General features: G+C 66.5%; 12 protein-coding genes. 10 read left to right on the forward strand and 2 right to left on the reverse strand.

Going from position 1 to position 13,252, the window contains the following annotated elements; all coding sequences use genetic code 11:
* The first annotated feature begins 2 nt into the window (after window positions 1-2).
* The 8 genes from O9281_RS08825 (at window position 3) to O9281_RS08860 (ending at window position 8,761) form a co-directional block, all read left to right on the forward strand.
* A complete protein-coding gene (locus O9281_RS08825) occupies window positions 3-1,058 on the forward strand; it encodes a 5-(carboxyamino)imidazole ribonucleotide synthase (protein ID WP_298184688.1) in 1,056 nt (351 codons plus the stop codon).
* Window positions 1,055-1,549, forward strand: coding sequence for a dihydrofolate reductase (locus O9281_RS08830; RefSeq protein ID WP_298184689.1), 495 nt, complete (start codon window positions 1,055-1,057; stop codon window positions 1,547-1,549). Before O9281_RS08825 ends, O9281_RS08830 begins: the two co-directional genes overlap by 4 nt.
* A gap of 25 nt (window positions 1,550-1,574) precedes the next feature.
* Window positions 1,575-2,774 (forward strand): dipeptidase, encoded by a 1,200-nt coding sequence (locus O9281_RS08835; protein WP_298184691.1) that lies wholly within the window; start codon window positions 1,575-1,577, stop codon window positions 2,772-2,774.
* A complete protein-coding gene (locus tag O9281_RS08840; protein ID WP_298184693.1) occupies window positions 2,771-3,700 on the forward strand; it encodes a bifunctional riboflavin kinase/FAD synthetase in 930 nt (309 codons plus the stop codon). Before O9281_RS08835 ends, O9281_RS08840 begins: the two co-directional genes overlap by 4 nt.
* Window positions 3,697-4,767, forward strand: coding sequence for a glycerophosphodiester phosphodiesterase family protein (locus tag O9281_RS08845; RefSeq protein WP_298184696.1), 1,071 nt, complete (start codon window positions 3,697-3,699; stop codon window positions 4,765-4,767). Before O9281_RS08840 ends, O9281_RS08845 begins: the two co-directional genes overlap by 4 nt.
* A gap of 199 nt (window positions 4,768-4,966) precedes the next feature.
* Window positions 4,967-7,807 (forward strand): isoleucine--tRNA ligase, encoded by a 2,841-nt coding sequence (ileS, locus tag O9281_RS08850; protein ID WP_298184698.1) that lies wholly within the window; start codon window positions 4,967-4,969, stop codon window positions 7,805-7,807.
* Complete coding sequence (gene lspA / locus O9281_RS08855) at window positions 7,804-8,334, forward strand: signal peptidase II (protein WP_298184700.1); 531 nt, start codon at window positions 7,804-7,806, stop codon at window positions 8,332-8,334. The genes ileS and lspA overlap by 4 nt, the downstream gene beginning before the upstream one ends.
* A gap of 4 nt (window positions 8,335-8,338) precedes the next feature.
* Window positions 8,339-8,761 (forward strand): DUF3035 domain-containing protein, encoded by a 423-nt coding sequence (locus O9281_RS08860; protein ID WP_298184702.1) that lies wholly within the window; start codon window positions 8,339-8,341, stop codon window positions 8,759-8,761.
* Window positions 8,762-8,854: 93 nt separating this feature from the next.
* Here the strand turns inward: O9281_RS08860 and O9281_RS08865 are convergent, their stop codons facing one another.
* The gene (locus O9281_RS08865; protein WP_298184704.1) at window positions 8,855-10,165 is read right to left on the reverse strand and encodes a hemolysin family protein; all 1,311 of its coding nucleotides are present in this window, start codon (window positions 10,163-10,165) and stop codon (window positions 8,855-8,857) included.
* Between the two features lie 164 nt (window positions 10,166-10,329).
* Here O9281_RS08865 and O9281_RS08870 point away from each other — a divergent pair, with 164 nt between their 5' ends.
* A complete protein-coding gene (locus O9281_RS08870; RefSeq protein ID WP_298184707.1) occupies window positions 10,330-11,022 on the forward strand; it encodes an OmpA family protein in 693 nt (230 codons plus the stop codon).
* 6 nt (window positions 11,023-11,028) lie between these two features.
* On the opposite strand, the gene O9281_RS08875 is transcribed toward O9281_RS08870, so the two are convergent.
* Window positions 11,029-11,808 (reverse strand): 3'(2'),5'-bisphosphate nucleotidase CysQ, encoded by a 780-nt coding sequence (locus O9281_RS08875; RefSeq protein WP_298184709.1) that lies wholly within the window; start codon window positions 11,806-11,808, stop codon window positions 11,029-11,031.
* A gap of 161 nt (window positions 11,809-11,969) precedes the next feature.
* On the opposite strand from O9281_RS08875, the gene sucC reads away from it, so the two are divergent.
* The gene (sucC, locus tag O9281_RS08880; protein WP_298184711.1) at window positions 11,970-13,178 is read left to right on the forward strand and encodes an ADP-forming succinate--CoA ligase subunit beta; all 1,209 of its coding nucleotides are present in this window, start codon (window positions 11,970-11,972) and stop codon (window positions 13,176-13,178) included.
* Window positions 13,179-13,252: the final 74 nt, after the last annotated feature.

Raw genomic sequence — 13,252 nt, forward strand, 5'->3', positions numbered from 1 at the left:
CGATGATCCCACCGGGTGAGACCATTGGCATCCTGGGGGGCGGTCAACTGGGCCGGATGCTGGCCATGGCGGCGGCGCGGCTGGGCTACCGGGTCCACATCTTCGCCCCCGAACCCGATTCGATTGCCGCCGACGTGGCCGCGCAGTTCACCTGTGCGCCGTGGGACGATGCGGCGGCCCTGGCCCGGTTTGCCGGCGATTGCGCCGCTGTCACCTACGAGTTCGAAAACGTCCCGGTCGGCCCGCTGAAGGCACTGGGCGGGGTCGCCCTGCTGCCGGGTGCCCGCGCCCTCGAAGTGGCGCAGGACCGGCTGAGCGAGAAGCGCTTTGTCGAGGGACTGGGAGGGCGTCCCGCGCCTTATGCCCCGGTCGATACCGACGAGGACCTGGCCGACGCGCTGGATACGATCGGTTCGCCCGGCATCCTCAAGACCCGCCGCGATGGCTATGACGGCAAGGGCCAGTGGCGGATCATGACCGATCACGACGCGCTGGGCATCCGCCTGCCCGGCCAGCCGCTGGTCTATGAGGGCTTTGTCGAGTTCGAACACGAATTCAGCGTGATCCTGTGCCGCGCGCAGGATGGCACGGTGGTGTTCTGGGACAGCGCCGAAAACGTGCACAAGGGCGGGATCCTTGACCGCTCGACCGTGCCGGCCGGGCCGGAAGTACTGGTCCAGGTCCCCGCCGCGCGCGAACTGGCGGGCAAGGTGGCGGCGGCGCTCGGCTATGTCGGCGTGCTGACGCTGGAATTCTTCGCCACCAGGGCCGGCCCCGTCTTCAACGAGATGGCCCCGCGGGTCCACAATTCGGGCCACTGGACAATCGAGGGCGCGCTGACCAGCCAGTTCGAGAACCATATCCGCGCCATCTGCGGCCTGCCGCTGGGCGATCCCGCGCTCGCCGCCAGGGGCGTGGAGATGTGGAACCTGATCGGCGACGAGGCGCATGACTGGGCCCCGATCCTGGCCGATCCGCGCAATCACCTGCACCTCTATGGCAAGGCCGCCGCCCGGCCCGGGCGCAAGATGGGCCACGTGACCCGGCTGACACTGTGAATCACCGCGAAGTGTTCCTGGTGGTCGCCGTGGCCGCGAACGGCGTGATCGGGCGCGAGGGTGCGCTGCCCTGGCACCTTCCCGCCGACCTGCGGCACTTCAAGGCGCTGACCATCGGCAAGCCCATGATCATGGGCCGCAAGACCTTCGAATCGCTGCCCGGCCTGCTGCCCGGCCGCCGCCATATCGTGCTGACCCGCGATCCAGACTGGGCTGAGGAAGGCGCGGAAGTGGCGCGCAGCCCGGAAGAGGCGATTGCCCTGGCCAATGCCCCCCACATCGCAGTGATCGGCGGGGCCGAGATTTATCGCGCTTTCCTGCCCCATGCCGACCGGATCGAATGGACCGAGGTAGCGGCCGAGCCGGAGGGCGACACCCGCTTCCCCCACTTCGACCGCGCCGAATGGATCGAAACCGCGCACGAGACCCACGCCCCTGATGGCCGCGCACCGGGCTTTGCATTCGTCACCCTGCTGCGTAAACCGGACTGATCGCGGGACAAGGAAGGGGACAGCGATGCGCAAACGGGTATGGATGCCGCTGGCGGCACTGGCGCTGGGCGCGGTGGGCTTCTTCGGCTTTGCCCCCGGCTACATCGAAGCCTCGATGAACCGGATCGACGGCCAGCCCGGCATTCCCGTCAGTGCCGAGGCCCGCGCGCTGCACCAGACGCTGCAGATCGTCGACCTGCACTCCGACACGCTGATGTGGCAGCGCGACATGCTCGACCGGGCGGAGCGCGGCCATATGGATCTGCCCCGGTTGAAGGACGGCAACGTTGCGCTGCAACTGTTCTCCAGCGTGACCAAGACCCCGCGCGGGCAGAATTACGACGGCAATTCCGGCGATACCGACAATATCACCCCGCTGGTGATCGCCCAGGCCCAGCCGGTCCGCACCTGGGGCTCGCTGCTCGAACGCTCGCTGTGGCATGGGACCAAGCTGAACCGCGCGGTGGCCGGATCGCAGGGCAAGCTGGCCAAGGTGGCCGATGCCGCCGCGCTCGATGCGCTGATCGCCGCACGGCAGGGCGGCAAAGGCCCGGTCGGCGCCATGCTGACGATCGAGGGCCTGCAGAACCTTGAGGGCGATCTCAAGAACCTCGACAAGCTGCACGCCGCGGGCTTTCGCATGGCGGGGCTGACGCACTTCTTCGACAACGATGTCGCCGGATCGATGCACGGGGTGAAGAAGAGCGGGATCACCCCCTTCGGCTGGCAGGTCGTCGCCCGGATGGAAGAGCTGGGCATGATCGTCGACATTGCCCACCTCTCGCACCAGGGCCTCGCCGAACTGCTGCCGCGCGTGCGCCGCCCGGTCGTCTCCAGCCACGGCGGGGTCCAGGCCACCTGCAAGACCAACCGCAACCTGTCCGACGACGAAATCCGCGCGGTCGCGAAGACCGGCGGGATCATCGGCATCGGCTATTGGGACGGCGCAATCTGCGACACCTCCCCGCGTTCCGCCGCCCGTGCGATGAAGCACGTGCGCGACCTGGTTGGCATCCAGCATGTCGCGCTGGGCAGCGATTATGACGGGGCAACGACCGTGCGATTCGATACCAGCGAACTGGCGCAGGTCACCCAGGCCCTGCTTGACGAGGGCTTCACCCCCGATGAGATCCGCGCCGTGATGGGCGGCAATGCCCTGCGCGTGCTGCGCGCCGGGATCGTCCCGCTCGGCCAACTGCCACAAGCGACCAAGACTGCCGCATGACCATTCCCCGCCTTCACGCGACCGACCCGATTCCCGATCCCTTACGCGGCGCGATCATCGCGCTGGGCAATTTCGATGGCTTCCACCTTGGCCACCAGGCCGTGGCGGGCGAGGCAATCGCCTGGGCGAAGGCCGAGGGCCGCCCGGCCATCATCGCCACTTTCGATCCGCACCCGGTGCGCTTTTTCGCCCCCGATGCCGCCCCGTTCCGCCTGACAACGCTGGACCAGCGGCAGGAGCTGTTCGCCGCCGCCGGGGCCGATGCCATGCTGGTCTTCGCTTTCGATGCCAGCCTTGCCGCGACCACGGCGGAGGACTTCATCGCCAGGCTGCTGATCGAACGGCTGGGCGCGGCGGGCGTGGTGACGGGCGAGGACTTCACTTTCGGCAAGGGGCGCGGCGGCTCGGTCGCGCTGCTCAAATCGCTCGGCAGCGAACTGGGCCTTGCCGCGCGCGCGGTCGGCCCGGTGCTGGAAGGCGGCGAGGTCGTCTCCTCCAGCCGCATCCGCGAGGCGCTGAAGGCTGGCGATTGCGACACCGCCACGCGGCTTCTCACCCGCCCCTTCGCGATCCGCGGCGTGGTCCAGCATGGCGACAAGGTCGGCCGCACGATCGGCTTTCCCACTGCCAACCTGCCGCTCGGCAATTACCTGCGCCCACATTACGGGATCTATGCCGTCTCCGCCCGGTGGGAAGGCGGCCCGCTGCTGCACGGCGCGGCCAACCTGGGGGTGCGCCCCACTTTCGATCCGCCCAAGGAACTGCTGGAACCGCACTTCTTCGATTGGTCGGGCGATCTTTACGGGCAGGAGATCGAGGTGGCCTTTCACCACTTCCTGCGCCCCGAGGCGAAGTTTGACAGCCTTGACGCGCTGACCCAGCAGATGTTGATCGATTGCGACCAGGCCCGTAAGCTGCTGGCATGAAAGCCTATATTCCGGGCGCCTGGCCCAAACGCATTGCCGCGCTGCTGGCGCTGACCGTGCTGGCGCTGGTGCTGATCAACGCCTGGTGGCTGGCCGACAATCCGCGCGGCTATGTCAAGCTGGTGGCCCATCGCGGCGTGCACCAGCTCTATGATCACACCGGCATCGACAAGGATACCTGCACCGCCAGCAGGATCGAGGCGCCCTATCACCCGCACCTTGAAAACACGCTGGGTTCGATCGCCATGGCCAAGCGGCTGGGCGCGCAGCTGATCGAGGTGGACATTGCCCCCACCAAGGATGGCCGGATCGCGCTGTTCCATGACTGGACGCTCGATTGCCGCACCAATGGCACGGGCGAGGTGCGGGGCAAGACCCTGGCCGAGCTGAAGGCGCTCGATGCGGGGCATGGCTACACCGCCGATGGCGGCAAGACCTTCCCCTTCCGCGGCAAGGGCCTGGGGCAGATCCCCAGCCTTGAGGAAGCCCTGGCGGTGGCGGGCGAAACGCCGCTGCTGTTCAATTTCAAGAGCAAGGACGCGGGTGAGGCCGAGCTGCTGCTGGCCGCGCTGAAAGCCGCCGGGCGCGATCCGGTGAAGGCGGGCGACGGGTTCTATGGCGGCGTCGAGGCCGGGCCGGTTGCCCGGATGCGTGCCCTGCTGCCGGGGGCCTGGGTGTTCAGCAAGGAAAGCGCGCACGCCTGCACCACCGGCTATCTCAAATCCGGCTGGTTCACCGTAACGCCCGATGCCTGCCGCAATGGCACGCTGATGATCCCGCTCAATTACCAATGGGCCTTTGCCGGCTGGCCCAACCGCCTGATCGAGCGGATGGACAAGGTCGGGGCGCGGGTGATCGTGACAGGGCCTTATGGCGGCAAGAGTGGTACCGGGTTGGACCTGCCCGAACAGATCGGCGAGATTCCCGCCACGTTCACCGGCTATGTCTGGGTGGAGGATATCTGGTCGATCGGCCCGGCACTGCGCCCGGCCTACAACAAGCGCACCCCGCAGGAGGAATCCGACACCGCCCGGGCGCTGGAGGCGCGCCGCGCGGCGCGGGAGTGATCTTCACACGAAGACACGAAGGGGTTGCGCTCCCCCCAAAGGTGTCATCCCCGCGCAAGCGGGGATCCATCGTCGGGGCCGGAATGGATCCCCGCTTGCGCGGGGATGACATTGGTTGGCGGTAAGTCCGGCCCCTTCGCGTCGTCGTGCGAACCAAAAAATTGCGCAACCCCGCCGCCCCGGCTAAGGCCCGCGCGCTATGACTGAAGCGCGCGATTATCGAGACACCGTCTTCCTGCCGAAGACCGAGTTCCCCATGAAGGCCGGCCTCCCCCAGAAGGAGCCGGGCATCCTCGCGCGCTGGAACGATATTGGCCTCTACCGCCAGCTGCGCGAGGCCCGCGCCGGACGTGAGAAGTTCGTGCTTCACGATGGCCCGCCCTATGCCAATGGCGACATGCACATCGGCCACGCGCTGAACCATATCCTGAAGGACATGGTGGTCCGCACGCAAAGCCTGCTGGGCAAGGACGCGCCCTATGTGCCCGGCTGGGACTGCCACGGCCTGCCGATCGAGTGGAAAGTCGAGGAGCAATACCGCAAGAAGAAGCTCGACAAGGATCAGGTCGACCCGGTCGAGTTCCGCGCCGAATGCCGCGCCTATGCCCAGCACTGGGTCGATACCCAGCGCGAACAGCTCAAGCGCCTGGGCATCAACGGCGATTGGGACAAGCCCTACCTGACGATGGACCCCGAGGCGGAAGGCACGATCGTTGCCGAACTGCTGAAGTTTGCCGAAAGCGGCCAGCTCTATCGCGGGGCCAAGCCGGTGATGTGGTCCCCGGTCGAAAAGACCGCGCTGGCCGAGGCTGAGGTTGAATACGAGGACATCACCTCGACCCAGATCGACGTGGCGTTCGAGATTGTCGAGAGCCCGATCCCCGAATTGGTCGGCGCGCATGCGGTTATCTGGACCACCACCCCGTGGACGATCCCGGTGAACCAGGCGATCGCCTACGGGCCCGATATAGAGTACGTTCTGGTTCATTACGGTGACCGCAGATACCTAGTCGCAGAGAATCTATGCTACGCGCTCTCACTTCGCACCGGAGCCAACCAAAATGGAACTGGTGCTCCCGAAAGTGGCGCGACCAAGGTAACAATTTACCAAGGCTCCGACCTCGCCGGCACAATCGCCCGCCACCCGATGCACCACCTTGGCGGCTTCTTTGCCAAGCCGCGCCCCATGCTGTCGGGCGACTTCGTCACCACCGACAGCGGCACGGGCCTGGTCCATATGGCACCCGACCACGGCGAGGACGATTTCCTGCTGTGCAAGGCGCACGGCATCGAGCCGGTCTTCGCGGTCGAGGGCGATGGCAAGTACCGCGCCGACTGGGGCTGGCTCGGCGGGCAAGGCTCGGTCATCAACCCCAAGTTCAACGCGCCGGACGGGCCGATCTGTTCGGACCTGCGCGAGACCGGCGCGCTGCTGGCGGCCTCGGCCGATTACAAGCACTCCTACCCGCACTCGTGGCGCTCCAAGGCCAAGGTGATCTTCCGCTGCACGCCGCAATGGTTCGTGCCGATGGACAAGATCGTCGTCCCGGCGGACGCCGGGACCGGTGGCGAGGAAGCGCAGGACGGCCAGCGGTCCCGGGTCAAGCCCGGGACGACGCTGCGGCAGAATGCCATGGACGCGATTGCCGCCACGCGCTTCGTCCCCGAAAAGGGCCGCAACCGCATTGGCTCGATGGTCGAAGGCCGCCCCGACTGGGTGCTCAGCCGCCAGCGCGCCTGGGGCGTGCCGATCACGCTGTTCGTCCACCGCCAGTCGGGCCAGTACCTGGTCGATCCGGCCGTCAACGCCCGGATCATCGCGGCGGTGAAGGCCGAAGGCGTCGATGCCTGGTCCGCCGCCCGCGCGCAGGAATATCTTGGCTCTGATTACGAGGCCGAAGACTACGAACAGGTCACCGACATCCTCGACGTCTGGTTCGATTCGGGCTGCACCCATGCCTTCGTGCTCGAATCGGGCCGCTGGCCGGAACTGCAATGGCCGGCCGATCTCTACCTGGAGGGCTCTGACCAGCATCGCGGCTGGTTCCAGTCGAGCCTGCTGCAGTCCTGCGCCACTCGCGGCCGCGCGCCTTATGAGGCGGTGCTGACCCACGGCTTCACCATGGATGCCAAGGGCCTGAAGATGTCGAAGTCGGTCGGCAACACGGTCGACCCGCTGAAGGTGATGGAAACCTATGGCGCGGACATCATCCGGCTGTGGGCGCTGTCGGTCGATTTCACCGAGGATCACCGCATCGGCGACGAGATCCTGAAGGGCGTGGCCGACCAGTACCGCAAGCTGCGCAACACCTTCCGCTACCTGCTGGGCGCGCTGGATGGCTTCAGCCAAGCCGAGGTGGTGGACGTGGCCCAGATGCCCGAGCTGGAGCGCTATATGCTCGGCCAGCTCAAGCAGCTGGATACCACGCTGCGCCGGGCGATCGGGGATTTCGACTTCAACGAATATACCCGCGCGCTGACCGACTTCTGCAACGAGGACCTGTCGGCCTTCTTCTTCGATATCCGCAAGGACCGGCTCTATTGCGACGATCCGGCCGGGATCGAGCGCCGCGCCTATCGCACCGTGCTCGATCACCTGTTCCAGGCGCTGGTCCGCTATGCCGCACCGGTGCTGGTCTTCACCGCCGAGGAAGTCTGGACCACCCGCTATCCCGACAGCGGCAGCGTCCACCTGACCGAACTGGCCGACCTGCCCGAGGCCTGGCTCGACGAAGCCCTGGCCGAACGCTTCGCCGCCCTGCGCGCCCTGCGCGGCCAGGTACTGGAAGCGATCGAACCACTGCGGCGGGAAAAGGTGCTGGGCTCTGGTCTCGAAGCCGAAGTGACCGTGCCGGCGGATGCGCCCGAAGGCGATCTGGCCGAGCTGTTCATCACCGCGAAAGTCGTGCGCGGGCAAGGCGAGGGCGTGACCGTTTCGCGCACCACCGACCACAAGTGCGGCCGCTGCTGGCGCCATCTGCCCGAAGTGACGGCGGACGGGGCCTTGTGTGCCCGTTGTGATACCGTGGTGGGCGCATGAAGGGCCTGTTTACCCGCCCCCGTGTGATCGGCTTGGCCCTCTCCGGGCTGATCTTCGTTGTAGATCAGTGGCTCAAGTGGCTGATGATCGGTCCGCTGCAATTGCGGCAGGTCGGCAACATCCATATTCTGCCGTTTTTCGACCTGACCTGGGTTGAAAACTACGGCGTTTCGCTGGGCATGCTGACCGCGCGGTCAATGGAAATGCGCTGGGGGCTGGTCGCGCTGACCGCCGGAATCGCGCTGGTCGTCGCGGTGTGGATGATGCGCGAGAAACTGCTGGGGGAAATCCTCGGCCTCTGCCTGATCCTGGGCGGGGCGCTGGGCAATATCGTTGACCGGGTGAAATTCGGCTATGTGGTTGATTACGCTGATTTTCATATCGGTGATTTCCGGCCATTCCTGGTCTTCAACCTGGCCGATGCGGCGATCACCATCGGTGTCGTTATAATCCTTGCCCGCAGCTTCCTGATCAGCGAAAAGCCGGACACTAAGAATGACACGGGCGCTCCCGTGACGGAGAATTGAGACAATGCGCAAGTTCCTGGCCCGCAATTCAATGGTTTTGGCCGTGATCGGTTCCGCCACCCTGCTGGCAGGGTGCGGCAGCACGGGCCTGTTCAACCGCGACCGGCCTGACGAATTCGCCGTGCAGCGCCAGGCGCCGCTGGTGATTCCGCCCGATTTTGCGCTGACCCCGCCGGCCCCCGGCGCGCCGCGCCCCTCGGATCGCAGCACTGCCCAGCAGGCGCAGGACGCGCTGTTCGGCCCGCCCGCCCCGCGCAGCGAGATCGAACGCGCTGCCACCGGTCGCGCCGGCACCGCCGCCGCCGCGATCCGCTCGACGGTCGGCGATCCCAAGACCAACACCGTGGCCAAGGGCGAAGTAACCCGCGACATCATCGCCGCCCCGCAGGGTGACGGCCGCGAAGCCCAGGCCGTGGCCGGCAGCTGAACCGCCTGATTTTCTCTGGATAGCAAGGGGCTCGTCGGCAACGGCGGGCCCCTTTCGCGTCGGCCCCATCGCCTTAAGCGGTCGGCCTAGGCGTCAGTCGTGCTTCGGCCGGGCCAGTTCGCTGACCAGCAGCTTGTCGATCTTGCGCCCGTCCATATCGACCACTTCGAAGCGCCAGCCCTGGTCGTTGAAATGCTCGCCCTCGTGCGGCAGCTTCTTCATCACCCACAGGGCATAGCCCGCCGCCGTGGCGAAATCGCGCGGTTCGGGCAGATCCAGCCCCAGCCGTTCGGCTAGGGCATCGGCCGGATAGGAACCAGCGATCAGCAGCGAGCCATCATCGCGGGTCACCACCTGCGGGTCATCGCCGATATCGGCATGGCTGGCAAAGCTGCCGACAATCGCCTCGAGCAGGTCAGCCGGGGTCACCACCCCTTCGAGGTGGCCGTATTCGTCATGGACCAGCGCCATCGACACGCCCGACTGCTGCAGGATGCGCAGCGCGTCCATCGCATCGAGCTGGTCGGGCACGATTTCGGCCTTCTTCATCAGCCGGGCGATCTGCACCTTTTTGCCGGCCAAAAGCGCGGCCTGGACATCGCGGACCTTGAGCACCCCGACGATGTTGTCGGGCGAACCATCGGCCACGGGCAGCAGCGAATGGGGGCTGGCCTTGATCACGGCGCGCAGCTCGTCCTCGTTGGCGCGGCGGTCGATGGTATCCAGTTCGGTCCGGGGGGTCATCAGCTCGCGCACCGGACGGTCGGCCAGCTTCATGATCCCGGTCATGATCTGGCGCTCGTCCTCCTCGATCGCGCCGGAACGGGTCGCTTCGGCGAAGATCATGTGCAGTTCCTCGGCCGTAACGCCTGCCTCACCCTTGTGACGCACCCCCAGCAGCCGCAGCAGCAGCGCCGAGGAGCGATCGAGCAGCCAGACGAACGGCGCGGTCGCGCGGGCGACCAGCGCCATCGGCAGCGCGGCCAGCATGGCGATTGGTTCAGCCGCGCGCAGGGCCACCTGCTTGGGCACCAATTCGCCAATGACCAGACTGAAATAGGTCGTCAGCGCGATCACCAGGGCAAAGCCGGCTTCGTCGGCGTAGCGTTCCGGCAAGCCCAGCGCGGCCAGCCGCTCGCCGGTCGGCCCGCCCAGGCTGGCACCCGAATAGGCCCCCGCGATGATCCCCACCAGGGTGATCCCGATCTGCACGGTCGAGAGGAACTTGCCCGGATCCTCGGCCAGGGTCAGCGCGGCGCGCGCCCCGGCATGGCCGCGTTCGGCCTGGAGCCGCAGGCGCGCGGGGCGGGCGGAGACGATCGCCAGTTCGGACATGGCAAACAGGCCGTTCAGAAGAATCAGGCCGGCGATGATCAGCACATCGGACCAGGGAAAGGGTGACATGGTCCGTCAGCTAGCAGGATTCGGCCCCTGCGCGAAGGGGGCGCGGCCAGTTCTCCGGGAAGGTGCGTCAACAAGGCGCGTTGACAGGGCGGGCCATCCACGATTCATTCATGTTCATGAGCCGAAGGCCAAGACTTGTCTGCATTCATGAAGGGGATGGCAACATGAAGAAGTCCCGACTGCTCGTATCGAGCTTCGCCGCTGCCGCGTTACTGACTACTTCGGCCTGCGTCACCGACGCCAACACCGGTGAGCGCAAGGTTTCGCGCACCGCAATCGGCGGGGCCGGAGGCGCGCTGGCCGGCCTGCTGCTGGGCGGCCTGATCGGCGGCAAGACCGGCCGGATCGTCGGTGCGGGGATCGGCGGGATCGCCGGGGCCGCGATCGGCTATACCATGGACAAGCAGATCAAGGAGCTGAAGGAACAGACCGCCGGCTCCGGGGTCGATGTGACCGAGACCGACAATGGCAGCGCGATCCTGGTCAACCTGCCCGATGGCGTCACCTTCGACGTGGCGAGCTACACCCTGAAGCCCGAATTCCGCACCACGCTGGATGCGGTGGCCGACAGCCTGATCAAGTATCCCAACAGCCTGATCGACGTTTACGGCCACACGGATTCGACCGGATCGGACGCCTATAACCAGACGCTTTCGGAAAACCGGGCCCGAACCGTGGCCAATTACCTGATGGCCCGCGGGGTTCCGTCCGCCCGCATCCGCAGCCAGGGCTTTGGCGAGACCATGCCGGTGGCCTCCAACGATATCGAGGATGGCCGCCGCAAGAACCGCCGGGTCGAGATCAAGATCGTGCCCGTCACCCAGGAAGAGGTGCAGGCCGCCCGCGCGGCGGGCTGACGCCTGCTATCCGGCGAGCGCCCTGGCCCGATCGGCCAGGCGCTCGACCGCGGCAGCATGGATCGCCGGGGCCGAAACCAGCAGGCCAAAAGCACGCGGATCGCGCTTGTTGTAATTGAGCGGCTCGCCAAAGGCATCGGTCACCGCCGCCCCGGCTTCGCGCGCGATCAACGCCGCGGCGCCGATATCCCATTCATAGCCCCACCGCAGTGTGGCCACCAGGTCCGCCTCGTCCGCCGCCACCATTGCCACGCGCAGCGCGATCGAATTGGGCTGGTAAACGCTGACAAGGTCGGCGTCGCTCTTGGGCAGGGCCTCGGCGGGCACACGCGATCCCGCAAACTCCGTCCGGCGGCTGGCCGATAGCCGCTCGCCGTTGCGCCAGCTGCCTTGCCCGGCCTCGCCCACCCACAGCTCATCACGCGCCGGAGCGCAGAGCAGGCCGATCAATGGCCGCCCCGAGCTGACCAGCGCCACCGACACCGCCCAGCCCGGCCGGCCGCGCATGAAATCGCGGGTGCCGTCGATCGGATCGACCAGCCACAGCAGCCCGCCCGCCAGCCGTTCGGGCGCATCGATCGTTTCTTCCGACAGCCAGCCGGCCGAGGGGAGCAGCGCCGAAAGCTCGCGCTTGAGGAATGCATCAACCGCCAGGTCCGCTTCGGTCACCGGGCTGCCGGCGTCCTTTTCCCAGGCTTCCAGCGCATGGCCATGGCCGGGCCAGCGATCGAGCGCGATGCGCCCGGCCTCGCGGACAATGGCTTCAAGGCGCGCGCGGTCGATCATTCGCCCCGGTTTGTGGATGCCGCGCCGCCTTGGCAAGCCGCCATGCATCAAAATCCGCAGTTAACCGCCCGATTAAGGCCCTTTTCAAGTGGGCCGCACTGTGCTTAGGGCCATGACACTTCCGGCCCGCACGCGGCCACTCCCCAGTGCAGGAAACGCGCATGAACATCCATGAATACCAGGCCAAGGAACTGCTCGCGAAGTTCGGCGTCGCCGTGCCGCAGGGCATTGCCGCAATGTCGGTCGAAGAAGCCGTTGCCGCGGCCAAGCAGCTGCCCGGGCCGCTTTATGTGGTGAAGGCCCAGATCCACGCCGGCGGGCGCGGCAAGGGCAAGTTCAAGGAACTGGGCCCCGATGCCAAGGGCGGTGTGCGCCTGGCCAAGAGCCTGGAAGAAGTGGAAGCCCACGCCAAGGACATGCTGGGCAACACCCTGGTCACCGTGCAGACCGGCGAAGCCGGCAAGCAGGTCAACCGCCTCTACATCACCGATGGCGTTGATATCGGCAAGGAATTCTACCTGGCGCTGCTGGTCGATCGCGCCACCAGCCGGATTGCCGTAGTCGCCTCGACCGAAGGCGGGATGGACATCGAAACCGTCGCGCACGACACCCCGGAAAAGATCCACACCATCACGATCGACCCCGCCACCGGTCTGATGCCGCACCACGGCCGCGCCGTGGCCAAGGCGCTGGGCCTGTCGGGCGACCTGGCCAAGCAGGCCGCGCAGATCCTGGCCGGGCTCTATGCCGCCTTCCTCGGCACCGATGCCGAGCAGATCGAGATCAACCCGCTGGCCGTCTGCCCGACTGCCGAGGGTGACAAGCTCTACGTGCTCGATGCCAAGGTCGGCTTCGATTCGAACGCGATGTTCCGCCACAAGGATCTGATGGAACTGCGCGACACTACGGAAGAAGACCCGGCCGAGCTCGAAGCCAGCGAATATGACCTGGCCTATATCAAGCTCGACGGGAACATCGGCTGCATGGTCAACGGCGCGGGCCTGGCCATGGCGACCATGGACATCATCAAGCTGAACGGCGAATTCCCGGCCAACTTCCTCGACGTCGGCGGCGGCGCCTCGAAGGAAAAGGTCACCGCGGCCTTCAAGATCATCCTCAAGGATCCGGCGGTGAAGGGTATTCTCGTCAATATCTTCGGCGGGATCATGAAGTGCGACATCATCGCCGAAGGCATCGTTGCCGCGGCGAAGGAAGTGAACCTCTCGGTGCCGCTGGTGGTTCGCCTCGAAGGCACCAATGTCCAGCAGGGCAAGGACATCCTGGCCAATTCGGGCCTGCCGATCGTCCCCGCCAACGACCTGGGCGATGCCGCGAAGAAGATCGTCGCCGAAGTCCGCGCGGTGGCGTGACACCGGTCGACTTGGGAGTTGACGTTTACGTAAACGGCAGTAATGCCGCGATGCAACATTGCTTAGCGAAAGGC

Origin of the sequence: Novosphingobium sp., from assembly GCF_027531025.1 — a bacterium.
Lineage (GTDB): Bacteria > Pseudomonadota > Alphaproteobacteria > Sphingomonadales > Sphingomonadaceae > Novosphingobium.